Genomic DNA, 16,162 nt, shown 5'->3' on the forward strand with positions numbered 1-16,162 from the left:
CCCCGCACCGACCGCCTGCCGGGCACAGCAAAAAGGGCCGGCCCCGAACCGTGATCACGGTTCGGGGCCGGCCCTCGTCGTATCGCAGCCGCCGGAGCGGCCGTCGGCAGGACCTACGCGTCCTTGCTCAGGTTCGGACCCGAGCCACCCGCCGCCGACTCGATCGGAGGAACGTCCGGCAGAGCCGACTTCTCCTCGCCGCGGAAGGTGAACTTCTTGTCGTCACCCTCGCCCTCGATGTCGACGACCACGATGTGACCGGGGCGCAGCTCGCCGAAGAGGATCTTCTCCGACAGCACGTCCTCGATCTCCCGCTGGATCGTCCGGCGCAGCGGCCGGGCGCCCAGGATCGGGTCGTAGCCCCGCTTGGCCAGGAGCGACTTGGCGGCGCCGCTGAGCTCGATGCCCATGTCGCGGTCCTTGAGCCGCTCGTCCACCTTGGTGAGCATGAGGTCGACGATCTGGATGATGTCTTCCTCGGTCAGCTGGTGGAACACCACCGTGTCGTCGACACGGTTCAGGAACTCCGGCCGGAAGTGCTGCTTGAGCTCGTCGTTGACCTTGGCCTTCATCCGCTCGTAGCCGGTCTTGACGTCACCCGTGGCGGCGAAGCCCAGGTTGAAGCCCTTGGAGATGTCCCGGGTGCCGAGGTTGGTCGTCATGATGATGACCGTGTTCTTGAAGTCCACGACCCGGCCCTGGGAGTCGGTCAGGCGACCGTCCTCCAGGATCTGCAGCAGCGAGTTGAAGATGTCCGGGTGGGCCTTCTCGACCTCGTCGAACAGCACGACCGAGAACGGCTTGCGGCGCACCTTCTCGGTGAGCTGGCCGCCCTCCTCGTAGCCGACGTAGCCGGGAGGCGAGCCGAAGAGCCGCGAGACGGTGTGCTTCTCGCTGAACTCCGACATGTCGAGCTGGATCAGCGCGTCCTCGTCGCCGAAGAGGAACTCCGCCAGCGTCTTGGACAGCTCGGTCTTACCGACACCGGACGGACCGGCGAAGATGAACGAGCCACCCGGGCGCTTCGGGTCCTTCAGACCGGCACGCGTACGGCGGATCGCCTGCGACAGGGCCTTGATGGCGTCCTTCTGGCCGATGACGCGCTTGTGGAGCTCGTCCTCCATGCGCAGCAGCCGCGAGGACTCCTCCTCGGTGAGCTTGAAGACCGGGATGCCGGTGGCCGTCGCCAGGACCTCGGCGATCAGCTCCTCGTCCACCTCGGCGACGACGTCCATGTCGCCGGCCTTCCACTCCTTCTCCCGCTTGGCCTTCGCCGAGAGCAGCTGCTTCTCCTTGTCGCGGAGAGAGGCCGCCTTCTCGAAGTCCTGGGAGTCGATGGCCGACTCCTTGTCCCGGCGCACGTCGGCGATCTTCTCGTCGAACTCGCGCAGGTCCGGCGGAGCGGTCATCCGGCGGATGCGCATCCGGGAGCCGGCCTCGTCGATCAGGTCGATCGCCTTGTCCGGCAGGAAGCGGTCGGAGATGTAGCGGTCGGCCAGGGTGGCGGCCGCCACGAGGGCCGAGTCCGTGATCGAGACGCGGTGGTGCGCCTCGTAGCGGTCCCGGAGGCCCTTCAGGATCTCGATGGTGTGCGGCAGCGACGGCTCCGCGACCTGGATCGGCTGGAAACGGCGCTCCAGCGCCGCGTCCTTCTCCAGGTGCTTGCGGTACTCGTCGAGCGTGGTCGCACCGATGGTCTGCAGCTCACCGCGGGCCAGCATCGGCTTGAGGATGCTGGCGGCGTCGATCGCGCCCTCGGCGGCACCCGCACCCACCAGGGTGTGGAGCTCGTCGATGAACAGGATGATGTCGCCGCGGGTGCGGATCTCCTTGAGCACCTTCTTCAGGCGCTCCTCGAAGTCACCGCGGTAGCGGGAGCCGGCGACCAGGGCACCCAGGTCGAGGGTGTAGAGGTGCTTGTCCTTGAGGGTCTCGGGCACCTCGCCCTTGACGATGGCCTGGGCCAGGCCCTCGACGACCGCCGTCTTGCCGACGCCGGGCTCGCCGATGAGCACCGGGTTGTTCTTGGTACGGCGGGAGAGCACCTGCATGACCCGCTCGATCTCCTTCTCGCGCCCGATGACCGGGTCGAGCTTGGATTCGCGGGCGGCCTGCGTCAGGTTGCGGCCGAACTGGTCCAGCACGAGGGAGGTCGAGGGGGTGCCCTCGGCCGGGCCGCCGGCGGTGGCGGCTTCCTTGCCCTGGTACCCGGAGAGCAGCTGGATGACCTGCTGCCGCACCCGGTTCAGATCGGCGCCCAGCTTCACGAGGACCTGGGCTGCGACGCCCTCGCCCTCGCGGATCAGGCCGAGCAGGATGTGCTCCGTGCCGATGTAGTTGTGGCCGAGCTGGAGGGCCTCGCGGAGCGACAGCTCCAGGACCTTCTTGGCACGGGGGGTGAAGGGGATGTGCCCGGACGGAGCCTGCTGGCCCTGCCCGATGATCTCCTCCACCTGCTGCCGGACCGCCTCGAGCGAAATCCCGAGGCTCTCCAGGGCCTTAGCGGCGACACCCTCACCCTCGTGGATCAGGCCCAGGAGGATGTGCTCGGTGCCGATGTAGTTGTGGTTGAGCATCCGGGCTTCTTCCTGAGCCAGGACGACAACCCGCCGCGCACGGTCGGTGAACCTCTCGAACATCGTTAATCGCTCCTCAGAGCGGTCAGAAAGATCGGGGACGATCCCCTCCCTGTCCTTCCGCATGCTAGTCCCGCTACGGGGGACAGCTCATTCCAACTGCCGACACCGTCCTTGGCCTCCTGCCCCGAACAGCCGACAACAGCTCCAACCCGATGGTGCGAGACGATGTTCCCGCAGGCCAGGCGGATACCCACCATGACGCTACGCCGATGGCGAACGCCATCCCGGCCGGACCTGCGCGTCGCCCCTCCCACTAGGGAAGTTCTTACCCGCACGCACTGACACTCCATGCGGCGTGGGCCGGTTCCATCCGCTACGGGCGAACATCCTTACGCGCCCGTACGCCTCCACACGCCCCCGCCTCTACCACGTTGAGTACCCGGCCGCCAACTGTGCGTAACCCCATGGCGTTCCGCCAGTCGCTCCGGGCATGGCCCGCTCCGTGCCCCGTCCCCGCCGGCCGTCCGTGCCGTCGCCGGGCGGGCCGACGCCGTCCGCACCGTCGCCGGGCGGGCCGGCGACGCCGTACGGCGGTGGTACCGGGACCGGCTGGGCCGGGAGACCACCGGCGGCGCCTGCGTGGAGCTGCCCCTCGGGGAGCGGTTCGACGCCCTCGAACTGCCCGCGGACGCCGGTTCCGCGGTGCTTCGACGGGTGCCGCGCACCGGGCCGGTCCCCGTGCAGGGGCTCAGGAGGCACCTGCTGATCGCCGCGGGCGGCGCGGACCGGCTGCCGGAGCTGCCCGACCGGCCGGAGTGGGGCGGCGTGCCTCTGGACCCGGTCGCCCGCGGCCGCGGCGACCGCATCCCGGCCCCGCTCCCGACGGGCTGGCGGGAGGCCGCCGGGTGCCGGAGCGTTCCGGTGTGGCTGCGGCCTCCCGAGCCGGGGAGTGCGGTGGAGCGGACGCTGCCCACCGCGGCCCTGGGCAGCGGGGGCGGCGGCCCGGGCGCTCCCGATCTCGTACAGCTGGCGGGCGCTGCGGCGACGGAGTGCCACCGGGCCCGGTTGCTGCGCGCTGCGAGCGCTCAGCCGTTCGCCTTCTCGTACGCCTCGCGCACGGTGGCGGGGACCCGACCGCGGTCGTTGACCTCGTAGCCGTTCTCCTTCGCCCAGGCGCGGATCTTCGCGGTGTCCTGGCTGCCACCGGAGGAGGAGCGGGCCTTGCTCCGGCCGGCGGCGGCACGGCCACCGGTGCGACGGCCGCTCTTGGCGTAGGGCTCCAGCAGCCCGCGGAGCTTGTCCGCGTTGGCGGTGGTGAGGTCGATCTCGTAGGTCTTGCCGTCCAGCGCGAACGTCACGGTCTCGTCCGCCTCGCCACCGTCGAGGTCGTCGACAAGAAGGACCTGAACCTTCTGTGCCACTGGATTTCCTTTCATCGAAAAAGCAGTACGCGGAAAGGAAACCGCCTTTTCCGGAAAAACACAAACCCCCGGGTGAGGTTCAGCTGCCTTCACGACGGGAAACGTACGCGTTTCGGACATAGAGCGCCGTCGTTCACAGATGCAGAAGCATCCGGCTGTTGCCGAGGGTGTTCGGCTTCACCCGTTCGAGACCGAGGAACTCGGCCACACCCTCGTCATAGGAACGCAGCAGCTCGCTGTACACATCGCCGTCCACCGGCGTCTCCCCGATCTCGACGAACCCATGCTTCCCGAAGAAGTCGACTTCGAAGGTGAGGCAGAAAATGCGCCGCACGCCGAGCCAGCGCGCGGTCTGCAGCAGCTTGGCGAGCAGGTGGTGCCCCACTCCGGTGCCCTTCAGGGCCCGGTCGACGGCCAGCGTGCGCACCTCCGCGAGGTCTTCCCACATCACGTGGAGCGCGCCGCAGCCGATGACTTCGGCGTCCTCGTCGCGCTCGGCCACCCAGAACTCCTGGATGTCCTCGTAAAGGGTCACCATCGCTTTGTCGAGCAGGATCCCATCGCGTACGTAGCCGTCGAGGAGGCGGCGCAGCGCGGGTACATCGCTCGTTCTGGCCCGGCGGACAGTGACCTCTTTTGATACTGGGGACATGTGCGGACGCTATCGCTCCGCGTCTCCCGGGGTGCCATCGGGATCGTCGAGTTGTACGACGCGCATGGCATCGCGCAGCGCTTCCCGCTGTTCCGCGGACATCATGCCGAAGAAGGCGACGAGAGCGGCTGCGGGGTTGTCACTCGTGGACCAGGCCTCGTTCATGAGTGCGGCCGAGTACGCGGCGCGGGTGGAGACCGCCTCATATCGATAGGCGCGGCCTTCTGCTTCCCGCCGCACCCAGCCCTTCTGATACAGGTTGTCCATTACGGTCATGACCGTCGTGTAGGCGATCGAGCGTTCCTGCTGAAGGTCTTCAAGGACTTCCCGAACGGTGACCGGGCGGTTCCACTGCCACACCCGCGTCATCACCGCGTCTTCCAGGTCACCCAATCGTCGAGGCACATTGGAATAATAGTGGCAGATGTCCTGAATGCCGGTTGATTTCCTCAGCAAAAAGGCGTACGACCGGGACGGGTGTTCCCGGTCGTACGCCTGTTGTCGCTGCGGTGCGCCTGTTGTCTCCGCGGAGGGTCAGGCCCGCGCCTCGCCGGTGCGCTGCGTCTGTGCGGCGTTCGTCTCGCGGGCGAGTGCCGCGTCGACCGCCGCGTCCTCCTTGGACTTGTTCGCACCGCCCTGACTCTTCACCATCGTGACGACGAGTGCGATGAAGGCAATGGCCATCACCACGGAGGGCAGAAGCGCGGAGATGTATTCCATGCCTCCAGAGTAGCCAGTCAGCCCGCGGCCAATTGCCGGAGCCCCTCGGAGGGCGGCCCCTGCCGCCGGCGGCGCGGCGGGAACACCTCGGCCGGGGTGGGCACCGGACGGCTCCTGCGCTCCTCCGGTCCCGGTTCACGTGGGCTTTTCTCCGGCTTGGCCCCGGGTTCCGCCTTCGGGTCGGCCGGGGGTTCCGCCTTGGGGCCGGGCCGCGGCTCGGGCTTCGGCTCGGACGGTTCGTCGGCGGCCCGCCCGCCGGGCAGCACCACCGGCCGGGCCGGGAGCGGTGCGGGCGCGGACTGCGCCTGCCGGACCAGCCGGGAGCGGAGCGCGCGTTCGGCCAGCACTTCGCACCGGTGCAACAGCACACGCCGGCGTTCCCGCTCGGCCTCCCCGGCCGGTTCCGCGCAGAGCCCGCGGAGGGCGGCGAGATCCTCGGCGCCCGGGAGGTGGCCGTCGGCCAGCACCTCCCGCAGCTGCGTCAGGTACGCGGTGGCGGCGCCGGGGAGGGCGGCGCGGGAGCGGGCCAGGTCGGCGAGGAGGAAGGCACGCAGCCTGCCGCCCTCGCGGACCGCCTCGTCCACGGCCCCGGCGAGACGGAACAGCTTCTGCACCTCCTCCTCCCGGTCGGGCCCGAAGGAGTCGGAGGCGGGCTGCAGGGCGATGGCGAGGGCGCGGCGCAGGACGCACAACTCTGCTGCGCTGAACGCCATGGCACCGCGGGAACCGTAGGGCGTGGGCATGAGCCGACTTTAAGTGCTAAGCGGACAAATTTCCCATAGCGCACACTGCCGGGGGTGTCGGCCCGGCAGCGCGTCCGGAACCCGGTGACGAGCGGTCCGGGACGGCGCCGGGCGGGCAACTGCCGGGGCCCGGGACGGCCTCCGGGTGCGGAGGCGGTCCCGGGCCCGTCGGGCTCAGGTGTGGCCGGTGCGTGCCGGGCTACAGGGGTGGCCGGTGCGTGCCGGGCGCGGGTGTGGTCAGTGCGTGCCGGAGCCGTTGCCGCGGCGGCGGGCGAACAGGACCGCCCCGACGCCGACGGCGAGCGCCACCAGCGAGCCGACGGCCGCCAGGGTGACGCCGTGCGCACCGGTACTGGCCAGCGACCCGCCCGACGTCGTGGTGCCGGAGCCGCCGGTCGTCGTGCTCCCCGTCTCCGAGGTGCCGCCGTGGGTGCGGGGCCCGGAGCTGTCGCCGCCCTCGCCGCGGCCGCCCGTCGGGCCGCCGGTGCCCGTTCCGCCGGTGCCCTTGCCGCCGGTGATCTTCACCGGGACGGCGGCGGTGTCGTTCTCCGGGCGGGGGTCGCGCGCCGGGTGGTCGTCGCGGTCCCGGACGACCACCTTGCCCTCGGCCCCCTTCACCTTCTTGTCGATGCGGATGTTGAAGACGAGCGACTCCTGCTCCCCCTTGCCGAAGGTCTCGTCGAGGTTGCAGACGTACGTCCGGCTGCCCTCGTTCCGGCGCGAGCAGGCCCAGTCGTCGTCCTCGCCGGGGAAGGGGATCGAGGTGATCGTGGTGCCCCGCGGCGGGGTGACCTCGTAGGTGCCCGCGCCGTGGCCGCGGGCGTCGGAGAGGTCCATGGAGCCGGGGCCGGCGTTCCGCGCGCCCAGGGTGACCGGCACGGTCTGCCCGACCTTGCCCTTCACCGTGCCGGTGACCGCCTGGTAGTCGGCGTGCTGGGTGGTGGTGACGTCGGCGTGGCCGCCGTAGCCCTGGAAGCCGGTGTCCTCGGCCTTCTTCAGGGTGAGCGGGGCGCCGTCGCCCGTCCGGTCGTACTCGCCGGGCTGCTCGTTCTCCCAGGGGTCGTCGGCGCCGTTCACCCACGCGTGGTAGCCCACGCTGCCGTACATCAGGTCCTCGGCGGCGGTGTAGCGCAGCGGCTTGCCGAACTCGAGGGCCGCGCCGGGCTCCAGCGGGGTGTCGAACACGCAGTACGCGGAGGTGTCCGCCCAGGACTTGTAGTGGCAGTTGCTGTGCTCCCGGGCGATCCTGACGCCGTCGGAGCCGTACAGCTTGAAGCCGACGCCCTTCTCGGCGGGCAGTCGGCCGTGGTTGGCGACGGCCGGGGTCAGCTCGACCGTCGAGCCGGGGGCGACGTCCTTCAGCGGGGCGTGCTTGCGCTCGACGAGGTCCGGGCGGTCGATGAAGACCTTCGTCGCGGCCTTCACGGCCGGGGCGTTGGAGGCGGTTGCGGAGTACTGCACCGTGCCACCGAAGCCGGGCTTCACGCCCTTCGCGCCCCGGATGGAGAAGGGCTGGACGCTGGTCTTGCCGTCGATCGAGCTGTACGTGCAGGTGAAGACCAGATCCTTGGCCGTGCAGCCGCTGTTGGCCGACCGGACGTCCGCCTTGCCCTTCAGGCCGGAGGCGTCGATGGTCAGCTTCACGTCCTTGGCGAGCGGCTCCTCGCCCTCCACCCGCTCCAGGTTGAGGTGGAGGAGGAAGAGGGCGCCGCCCTGCGGACCCTGGTCCGCCGCGAAGGTGTAGTACCGGGCGGGCGCCTGGATCAGCAGCGTGGGATCGACGGCCAGCGCCGGTCCCGCGCCGAGACCGGTCGCCAGTGCGAGGACGGCTCCGGCCGTCCCCACCCGTGCCGTCGTTCCTCGGTGCCCCATATTCCCCACCCATCCCGTTCTGCTCATCCGTGGTCCCAGGCAAGACCGGTGAGGGGGACGGATGGTTGCGCCCGGCCGGAAAACGACCCCGGAACGGCCGGGACCGTACGGAGATCGGCGCCATCGTGACGGTCCATCGTGACGGCGGCGCCGGGGTGGTGCGGGGCAGTGGGACCTCTGGCGGGCGGCGCGGGCGGCGCGGGTCCGCGCCGGAGGCCGGGTCAGCCCCGGGCCACGTTCCGCTGGTAGACCAGGCGCAGGCCGATCAGCGTCAGCCAGGGCTCGTGCTCGTCGATGACCGAGGACTCCCCGAGGACCATCGGTGCGAGCCCGCCGGTGGCGATCACGGTCACCTCGTCCGGGTCGTCGGCCAGTTCCCGGGCCATGCGCTCCACCACGCCGTCGACCTGCCCGGCGAACCCGTAGAGGATGCCGGACTGCATCGCCTCGACCGTGTTCTTGCCGATCACGCTGCGCGGCCGGGCCAGTTCGATCTTGCGGAGCTGGGCGCCGCGCATGCCCAGGGCGTCGACGGAGATCTCGATGCCGGGCGAGATCACACCGCCCACGTACTCGCCGCGCGCCGAGACCGCGTCGAACGTCGTGGCCGTTCCGAAGTCGACGACCACGCACGGACCGCCGTAGAGCTCGACGGCCGCCAGGGCGTTGATGATCCGGTCGGCGCCGACCTCCTTCGGGTTGTCCATCAGGATCGGGACACCGGTCTTGACGCCCGGCTCCACCAGGACGGCGGGGACATCGCCGTAGTAGCGGCGGGTGACCTCGCGCAGCTCGTGCAGGACGGAGGGGACGGTCGAGCAGATGGCGATGCCGTCGATGCCGTCGCCCAGTTCGTCGCCGAGCAGCGGGTGCATGCCCATCAGGCCCTGGAGCAGGACGGCGTGTTCGTCGGCGGTGCGGCGCGCCTCGGTGGAGACCCGCCAGTGCTCGACGATCTCCTCACCGTCGAACAGGCCGAGGACGGTGTGGGTGTTGCCGACGTCGATGGTGAGCAGCATCAGCCCTGTTCCTCACGGAGGTCCAGGCCGATGTCGAGGATCGGCGAGGAGTGGGTGAGCGAGCCGACGGCCAGGTAGTCGACCCCGGTCTCGGCGTAGCCGCGGGCGGTGGCGAGGGTGAGCCGGCCCGAGGACTCCAGGCGGGCCCGGCCGGCCACCAGGGCGACGGCCTCCCGGGTCTGCTCCGGGGAGAAGTTGTCGAGCAGGATGAGGTCCGCGCCCTCGCGGAGGACGGGCTCGATCTGGTCCAGGCGGTCCACCTCGACCTCGATCGGCACGCCGGGGAACTCGCTGCGCACCGCGGTGAAGGCCGCCGCGACACCGCCCGCGGCGACGACGTGGTTGTCCTTGATCAGCGCGGCGTCGGAGAGCGACATCCGGTGGTTGACGCCGCCGCCGCAGCGCACCGCGTACTTCTCCAGGGCCCGCAGGCCGGGGGTGGTCTTCCGGGTGTCGCGGACCGCCGCGCCGGTGCCCTGGAGCAGGTCGGCCCACTCCCGGGTGGCGGTGGCGATGCCGGAGAGCCGGCACATCAGGTTGAGGGCGCTGCGCTCACCGGTGAGGAGGTCGCGGGTGCGGGTGCGGACGGACAGCAGCTTCTGGCCGGCCACCACGCGCTCGCCGTCCTCGACGTGCCGCTCCACCTCGAACTCGTCGGTGCAGACGACCGAGAGCACCGCCTCGGCGATCCGCAGGCCGGCGACCGTGCCGGCTTCGCGCGCGGTGAAGTCGCCGACCGCGACGGCGTCCTCGGGGATGGTGGCGACGGTCGTCACGTCCACGCCCTGGTCGAGGTCCTCGTCGATCGCCAGGTGGGCGATGTCCTCCACCTGGACGGGGTCCAGGCCCGCGTCGGCGAGCAGTTTCGCCAGCCCCGGGTCGAGGCCGCACTCCAGCGGGTCCAGCTCGTAGTCGTCGCCGCCGCAGCCGCAGCCGTCGCCGCAGCCGCCCCCTCCGTCGGAACCGGCGGCCGGCCCCCCGACCTGGAGCAGGGGAAGCTCCACGGGCTGTGAACGGTCGTCGGCGGTGCTCACGATGAGGACTCCCTCGAGGAGTGGGTGGATCGGTCCGGTGCGGCGGCGGGGGCCGCGGGGGCGGTGTCTGCCGCGGGAGTTCGGCCGGGCAGGGTCACCGGCGGGAAGTCTGCCGTCCCGGTGGCAGTGATCACCAGCTCGGCGGACGGGGTGAGGCGGGCGGCGAGGTGACGGCGCCAGTGCGCGTCGTCCCGGCCGGGGTGGTCCTCGCGCCAGTGGCAGCCCCGGGTCTCCTCGCGTGTCCGGGCCATGGCGACCAGGACCCGGGAGACCAGGAGGAGGTTGGTGGCCTCCCAGGTCTCGACACAGGGCTCGGCGGTCTTGCCGTTCCGGGCCAGGTCCGCGACGGCCTCGGTGTGCAGGGCCTCCAGGGCGACGGCGGCCGCGGCGAGGCTCTCGGCGCTGCGGAGGACCCCCGCCCCGGTGGTCATGATCCGCTGGATCGTGAACCGGGACTCGGGGGCGAGGAGAGGGGTGACGGCCTCGCCGGCGGACGCGGCCTCGTACGAGCCGTCGGGGGAGGCGGAACCGGACTCCGTGGAGCCGGACCCGGTGACGGCGGGCTCCGCGGAGCCGGCGCCGCCGGAGACGATGTCGGAGGAGACGATGTCGGCGGCGATGCGCTCGGCGAACACCAGGCCTTCGAGCAGGGAGTTGGACGCCAGCCGGTTCGCCCCGTGCACCCCGGTGCAGGCGACCTCGCCGCACGCGTAGAGCCCGGGAACCGTCGTCCGCCCGTGCAGATCGGTGCGGACCCCGCCGGACGCGTAGTGCGCGGCGGGCGCCACCGGGATCGGGGCGGTCACCGGGTCGATGCCGTGCGCCCGGCAGGCGGCCAGGATCGTCGGGAAGCGGTTCTCCCACATCGTGGCGCCGAAGTGGCGGGCGTCGAGGTACATGTGCTCGGCGCCCTCCTCCTGCATGCGCCGCATGATGCCCTTGGCGACGATGTCGCGCGGTGCCAGCTCGGCCAGCTCGTGCTGCCCCTGCATGAAGCGGACGCCGTCCGCGTCGACGAGGTGCGCGCCCTCGCCGCGGACGGCCTCGGAGACCAGCGGCTGCTGTCCCTCGGCGTCCGCGCCCAGGTAGAGGACCGTGGGGTGGAACTGCACGAACTCCAGGTCGCTGATCTCGGCTCCGGCGCGCAGCGCGAGGGCGACGCCGTCGCCGGTGGAGACGCCGGGGTTGGTGGTGGCGGAGAAGACCTGGCCCATGCCGCCGGTGGCGAGCACGACGGCGGGGGCGTGGACGGCACCGACACCGTCGCGCTGCCCCTCCCCCATGACGTGCAGGCTGACCCCGGCGGTGCGGCCCTCGGCGTCCGTGAGCAGGTCCAGGACCAGGGCGTTCTCGACGGTCTCGATCGTGCCCGGGCCTCCGCCGTCGGCTCCGGCCTCCCGCACCGCGGCGACCAGGGCCCGGGAGATCTCCGCGCCGGTCGCGTCCCCGCCGGCGTGTGCGATCCGGCGGCGGTGGTGGCCGCCCTCCCGGGTGAGTTCGATCCGTCCGGTCTCGGCGGAGGTGTCGAAGTGCGCGCCGGTGGCGATCAACCGGCGTACGGCGTCGGGGCCTTCGGTGACCAGGGTGCGTACGGCGCTCTCGTCGCAGAGGCCCGCGCCGGCCACGAGCGTGTCGTCGAGGTGCTGCTCGGGGGTGTCCCCCTCGCCGAGCGCGGCGGCGATGCCGCCCTGGGCCCAGCGGGTGGAACCGTCGTCCAGCCGGGCCTTGGTGACGACGACGGTCCGCCGGCCGGCGGCGGCGCAGCGGAGCGCCGCGGTGAGCCCGGCGACACCGGAGCCGACGACGACCACATCGGCCTCGACGGCCCAGCCCGGGGCGGGGGCGTGCAGGGTGAGCGGGTGCGCCCCCGCGGCGGGGCCGCGTCCGGGCGCGCCGGACGCCGGGGCCTCGCCGGGCACGGTGTGCGGGGTGGCGGGCGCGGGGTCCGGGGTGCCGGGCGCGGGGTCCGGGGTGCCGGACGTGGGGTCCGGGGTGCCGGGCGCGCCGGGCGGCGGACCTATGTGATCAGCGGTCATCGGTCGCTCCCGGACTCGCGGTCTCTCCCGACTGGGGTCCCCTCGAACCACAGACGGACGTTGTCGATCAGGCGCGTGGTGCCGACCCGGGCCGCCACCGCCAGCACGGCCTCTCCCCGGAAGTCCGGCGGGACCTCGGTGAAGTCGGCGGCGTCGAGCAGTGCCAGGTAGTCGAGTTCGAGCGGTGGGCTGAACCGCGCCGCCTCCTCCAGCACAGCGGCTCCCGCGGCGCGCACCGCCTCCGGGCCGGCCACGACGGCCGGGGCGCCCGGGGCTTCGGCGCCGTGCCCGGTGGCCCGGGCCCGTTCGGAACCGTCCTCCGCACGGCCGGGGCCGGAGCGGCCCGGGCCGGAACCGTCCGATGCGGAACCATCCGATGTGGAGCTGCCGGGTCCGGAGCCGTCGGGGCCGGAACCGTAGGGGCCCGGTCCGCCGTCGGAACCGTCGGCGCCGACCGCGGCGCGCCGGCCGGCGTCCCGCGCGGCGAACAGCGCCCGGGACAGCGCGAGCGCCGTCCCGCGCTCCTCCGCCGAGAGGTAGCGGTTGCGGCTGGAGAGCGCGAGGCCGTCCTCCTCGCGCACGGTGGGAACGGCGACGATCTCCACGTCCTGGTCCAGCTCCAGGTCGAGCACCATGCGCCGGATCAGGGCCAGTTGCTGGGCGTCCTTCTCCCCGAACATCGCGTGGTCGGCGGCGGTGATGCTGAGCAGCCGGTGCACCACGGTCAGCATGCCGTCGAAGTGACCGGGGCGGGTGGCGCCCTCCCACCGCTCCCCCATGGGGCCCGCGGTGATCCCGATCTGCGGCCGCCCGTGCGGGTATACGGCGTCGACGGTGGGTGCGAACACCACGTCCGCACCGGCCACCCGGCACACCTCCAGATCGGCGTCGAGGGTGCGCGGATAGCGGTCGAAGTCCTCGTTCGGGCCGAACTGCAGGGGGTTGACGAAGACGGTGACGACGACCATCCCGGCCTGGCCGGCCCGGCGCCGCGCCTCCCGGATGAGCGTGGCGTGCCCCTCGTGCAGGGCGCCCATCGTCATCACCACGACCGTGCGGGTGTTGTCCTCGAAGTGGTCGTCCTCGACGTCCTCGAGTTCACGGCGGGTCCGCACCAGATGGACCTGGCGCTCCTTCACCGCGGTGCGCTTGCCGAACATCGTCAGCGACCTCCGTCCGAGAGGACACCCAGCAGGTCCTCCGCCAGCTCCGGCTTCAGCAGACCGTGCGCGAGCGCGCGGTCCGCGGTCGTACGGGCCATCGCCAGATACCCGGCGACGGCCTGGGGCGCATGCCGGCGCAGCTCCTCGACGTGCGCCGCGACCGTGCCCGCGTCGCCGCGGGCCACCGGCCCGGTGAGCGCGGCGTCACCGGAGCGCAGGGCGTTGTCGAGGGCGGCGCCTAGGAGCGGGCCCAGCATCCGGTCGGGGGCGCTCACCCCCGCGGTCCGCAGCAGCTCCATGGCCTGGGCGACCAGGGTGACCAGGTGGTTGGCGCCGAGGGCGAGTGCCGCGTGGTAGAGCGGGCGGGCCGCCTCCTCGATCCACTCGGGCTCGCCGCCCATCTCGATGACCAGGGCCTCGGCGGCCAGCCGCAGTTCCTCCGGGGCGGTGACCCCGAAGGAGCAGCCGGCGAGCCGCTGCACGTCGACCGCGGTGCCGGTGAAGGTCATGGCCGGGTGCAGGGCGAGCGGCAGGGCTCCGGCGCGCAGGGCCGGCTCCAGCACGGCGGTGCCGTACCGGCCGGAGGTGTGCACCAGCAGCTGGCCGGGCCGCACCGCACCGGTCTCCGCGAGGCCCTCGACGAGGCCGGGGAGGGCGTCGTCGGGCACGGTGAGGAGGACCAGCTCGGCATCCCGCAGCACCTGTGCGGGCTCCACGACCGGAACGTCCGGGAGGAGCGCCCCGGCCCGGCGCACCGAGGCGTCGGAGACGGCGGAGACGGCCACCGGGCGGTGCCCGGCGAGCTGCAGGGACGCGGCGAGCGCGGGCCCCACGCGGCCCGCCCCGACAACGCCGACGGTCAGTCGCGCGGGGCGGTCCTTGGGCTCTGGATGATGGGGTGCGTTCACGCGGGGACGGCCTTCCGTTCCAGTCCGCCAGGGGTACCGGACGTGTCCTGGCCATGCTACGCGAGTACTTCCGCCGCCTTTCCGCGCCGTCCACGGCCTGTGGACAACCGGCGGGCGGGGGGCCGGAGGCCGGTCGTGGTGCGCGGCGGGACCGGCCGTCCGGCCGGTGCCGGCCGGTGCGGGCCGGGCCGGGCCGCCGGGAATTCCGGCGCTCGCGGGACCGGGGTGCGCCATCATCGGCCGTATGACGGACGAGACCGGGGACCTCGCCCCCACGACGGACCATGGCCCGGGCATGCCACACGGAGCGGCAGCGGCGGAGGCGTCCGCGTCGGCCACGGCCCACGAGCGCGCCGCCGGGGAGCCCGCCCACGGAGAGCCCGCCCACGGGGACCGCTCCGACGCGGCACTCCGGCGCAGGCTCACCGCCTGGCACCGCGCGGAGCGGAAGCTCTCGGACGGCGTGGCCGCGGAGACCATCGCCGAGCGGCTGGCGCGGCTGGCCGCCGAGGCCCCCACCGCGTACGTCCTGGACGACTGGACCGACGTCTACGGGGACGGCGTCACCGCCGCCCTGGAGCGCCGGGTCGCCGAGCTGCTGGGCACCGAGGACGCGGCGTTCTTCCCGACCGGCACCATGGCGCAGCAGGTCGCTCTCCGCTGCTGGGCCGGGCGCACCGGCAACACCACCGTGGCGCTCCATCCGCTCGCGCACCCCGAGCGGTGGGAGCGGGGCGCGCTGTCCGCGGTCGCGGGGCTGCGCGCGGTCCATCCGACCACCCGGCCCCGGCTGCCGACCGCCGACGAGGTGCGGGAGCTGGACGAGCCGTTCGGCGCCCTGATGCTGGAGCTGCCGCTGCGCGACGCGGGCTTCGTGCTGCCCGCCTGGGAGGAGCTGACGGCCGTGGTGGAGGCGGCCCGGGAACGCGATGCAGTGGTGCACTTCGACGGCGCACGGCTCTGGGAGTGCACCCCGCACTTCGGGCGCACGCTCCCGGAGATCGCCGCGCTCGCCGACAGCGTGTACGTCTCCTTCTACAAGTCCCTGGGCGGCCTCTCCGGTGCCGCCCTGGCCGGCCCGGCGCCCCTGGTCGACGAGGCCAGGGCCTGGCGCCACCGGTACGGCGGCGTGCCGTTCCAGCAGTGGCCGGCCGCGCTCGCGGCGCTCGTCGGACTGGACCGGGAACTGCCGCGGCTGCCCGCGTACGTGGCGCACGCCCGGGTCGTCGCCCGCGCTCTGGCGGACGCGCTGGCCGGCGCGGGGGTGCCCTGGTTCCGGCTGCATCCGGACCCCCCGCACACCCACCAGTTCCAGGTGTGGCTCCCGCACCCGGCCGACGTACTGACCGAGGCCGCGGTGCGGCAGGCGGAGGAGACCGGCACGGCGCTCTTCCGGACCTGGGACGAGGCACCGGTGCCGGGCACCGCGATGACGGAGGTGACCGTCACCGCTCCCGGTCTGGCGTGGCGGCCGTCGGACGTGACGACGGCGGTCGCGGAGTTCCTGGCGCGGATCCCGTCCGGCGCGGGGGAGCCGCCGCGGTCACGATGAGGACCGCGGCCGGGTGGTGCCGACGGTGTCGCCTCTGCCGTCCGGGCGGCCGGTTCGCCCCGCGGCATCCCCCGTGTCCCCACCCGTACGTTCCACGGCGCGAGCGCGCTCCGGGCCCGTCGGATCCGTTCGGCCCAGGGCCCGTTCGACGGCCGCCCGGAAGCGCCGGACCTCGCGGAAGGCGTGCAGAGCGCGTGCCTCGGCGGCGCCGGGTGCGGGCGGCGCCGTCTCGCCCCGCCGGGCGGCCCGGTAGAGGTCGAGTGCGTACTGCTGGGTGATGCTCACGGGAATCCTCCGCGTCGACGGGTGCCCCCGTCCTGCGGGACGGGGAGAACGGCCCGGCCGCACGCCGGAGTCGGCGGGCCGAGGGTGTTCCACCACCCTGGGCGCGCCCCGCGCCGTCCCGCACGCCGATTGACGGGCATCGTCAATCGATGCGGCCGGCGCCCGCGCGGCCGGGCAC

At 72.8% G+C, this 16,162-nt stretch carries 15 protein-coding genes; 2 read left to right on the forward strand and 13 right to left on the reverse strand.

Going from position 1 to position 16,162, the window contains the following annotated elements:
• Window positions 1-113: 113 nt before the first annotated feature.
• A complete protein-coding gene (locus ACFYYR_RS23835; RefSeq protein ID WP_388857048.1) occupies window positions 114-2,639 on the reverse strand; it encodes an ATP-dependent Clp protease ATP-binding subunit in 2,526 nt (841 codons plus the stop codon).
• Window positions 2,640-3,218: 579 nt separating this feature from the next.
• On the opposite strand from ACFYYR_RS23835, the gene ACFYYR_RS23840 reads away from it, so the two are divergent.
• Complete coding sequence (locus ACFYYR_RS23840; protein WP_388857051.1) at window positions 3,219-3,734, forward strand: SCO3374 family protein; 516 nt, start codon at window positions 3,219-3,221, stop codon at window positions 3,732-3,734.
• On the opposite strand, the gene ACFYYR_RS23845 is transcribed toward ACFYYR_RS23840, so the two are convergent.
• The 11 genes from ACFYYR_RS23845 to ACFYYR_RS23895 all read right to left on the reverse strand — a co-directional run bounded on the left by ACFYYR_RS23845 (window position 3,665) and on the right by ACFYYR_RS23895 (window position 14,147).
• The gene (locus ACFYYR_RS23845; RefSeq protein ID WP_388857054.1) at window positions 3,665-4,000 is read right to left on the reverse strand and encodes an Lsr2 family protein; all 336 of its coding nucleotides are present in this window, start codon (window positions 3,998-4,000) and stop codon (window positions 3,665-3,667) included. The two genes, ACFYYR_RS23840 and ACFYYR_RS23845, sit on opposite strands and share 70 nt — an antisense overlap.
• Window positions 4,001-4,133: 133 nt before the next feature.
• Window positions 4,134-4,652 carry an amino-acid N-acetyltransferase gene (locus ACFYYR_RS23850; protein WP_351508749.1) on the reverse strand — a complete coding sequence of 173 codons (519 nt, stop codon included), beginning with the start codon at window positions 4,650-4,652 and terminating at the stop codon, window positions 4,134-4,136.
• A 9-nt stretch (window positions 4,653-4,661) separates the two neighbouring features.
• Window positions 4,662-5,057 (reverse strand): BlaI/MecI/CopY family transcriptional regulator, encoded by a 396-nt coding sequence (locus ACFYYR_RS23855; protein WP_351508751.1) that lies wholly within the window; start codon window positions 5,055-5,057, stop codon window positions 4,662-4,664.
• A gap of 129 nt (window positions 5,058-5,186) precedes the next feature.
• Window positions 5,187-5,372 (reverse strand): hypothetical protein, encoded by a 186-nt coding sequence (locus tag ACFYYR_RS23860; protein ID WP_388857058.1) that lies wholly within the window; start codon window positions 5,370-5,372, stop codon window positions 5,187-5,189.
• A 17-nt stretch (window positions 5,373-5,389) separates the two neighbouring features.
• A complete protein-coding gene (locus ACFYYR_RS23865; RefSeq protein ID WP_388857061.1) occupies window positions 5,390-6,115 on the reverse strand; it encodes a hypothetical protein in 726 nt (241 codons plus the stop codon).
• A 237-nt stretch (window positions 6,116-6,352) separates the two neighbouring features.
• Window positions 6,353-7,960, reverse strand: a complete 1,608-nt coding sequence (locus ACFYYR_RS23870; protein ID WP_388857064.1) for a hypothetical protein — start codon at window positions 7,958-7,960, stop codon at window positions 6,353-6,355.
• A gap of 248 nt (window positions 7,961-8,208) precedes the next feature.
• On the reverse strand, window positions 8,209-9,006 hold the full coding sequence (locus ACFYYR_RS23875) for a type III pantothenate kinase (protein WP_388857067.1): 798 nt from the start codon (window positions 9,004-9,006) through the stop codon (window positions 8,209-8,211).
• Window positions 9,006-10,043 carry a carboxylating nicotinate-nucleotide diphosphorylase gene (gene nadC / locus ACFYYR_RS23880; protein WP_388857583.1) on the reverse strand — a complete coding sequence of 346 codons (1,038 nt, stop codon included), beginning with the start codon at window positions 10,041-10,043 and terminating at the stop codon, window positions 9,006-9,008. Before nadC ends, ACFYYR_RS23875 begins: the two co-directional genes overlap by 1 nt.
• A complete protein-coding gene (locus ACFYYR_RS23885; RefSeq protein WP_388857070.1) occupies window positions 10,037-12,076 on the reverse strand; it encodes an L-aspartate oxidase in 2,040 nt (679 codons plus the stop codon). Before ACFYYR_RS23885 ends, nadC begins: the two co-directional genes overlap by 7 nt.
• Window positions 12,073-13,236 (reverse strand): pantoate--beta-alanine ligase, encoded by a 1,164-nt coding sequence (gene panC, locus ACFYYR_RS23890; RefSeq protein ID WP_388857073.1) that lies wholly within the window; start codon window positions 13,234-13,236, stop codon window positions 12,073-12,075. Before panC ends, ACFYYR_RS23885 begins: the two co-directional genes overlap by 4 nt.
• Window positions 13,237-13,238: 2 nt before the next feature.
• Entirely contained in the window at window positions 13,239-14,147 is a 909-nt protein-coding gene (locus tag ACFYYR_RS23895) for a Rossmann-like and DUF2520 domain-containing protein (RefSeq protein WP_388857076.1), read from the reverse strand.
• 244 nt (window positions 14,148-14,391) lie between these two features.
• Between ACFYYR_RS23895 and ACFYYR_RS23900 the strand changes: the two genes are divergently transcribed.
• Window positions 14,392-15,699, forward strand: a complete 1,308-nt coding sequence (locus tag ACFYYR_RS23900) for a threonine aldolase family protein (protein WP_388857079.1) — start codon at window positions 14,392-14,394, stop codon at window positions 15,697-15,699.
• On the opposite strand, the gene ACFYYR_RS23905 is transcribed toward ACFYYR_RS23900, so the two are convergent.
• Complete coding sequence (locus tag ACFYYR_RS23905) at window positions 15,691-15,984, reverse strand: hypothetical protein (RefSeq protein WP_388857082.1); 294 nt, start codon at window positions 15,982-15,984, stop codon at window positions 15,691-15,693. The genes ACFYYR_RS23900 and ACFYYR_RS23905 overlap by 9 nt on opposite strands.
• Window positions 15,985-16,162: the final 178 nt, after the last annotated feature.

The sequence above is a fragment of the Streptomyces sp. NPDC001922 genome (assembly GCF_042891165.1).
Taxonomy (GTDB): Bacteria; Actinomycetota; Actinomycetes; order Streptomycetales; family Streptomycetaceae; genus Streptomyces.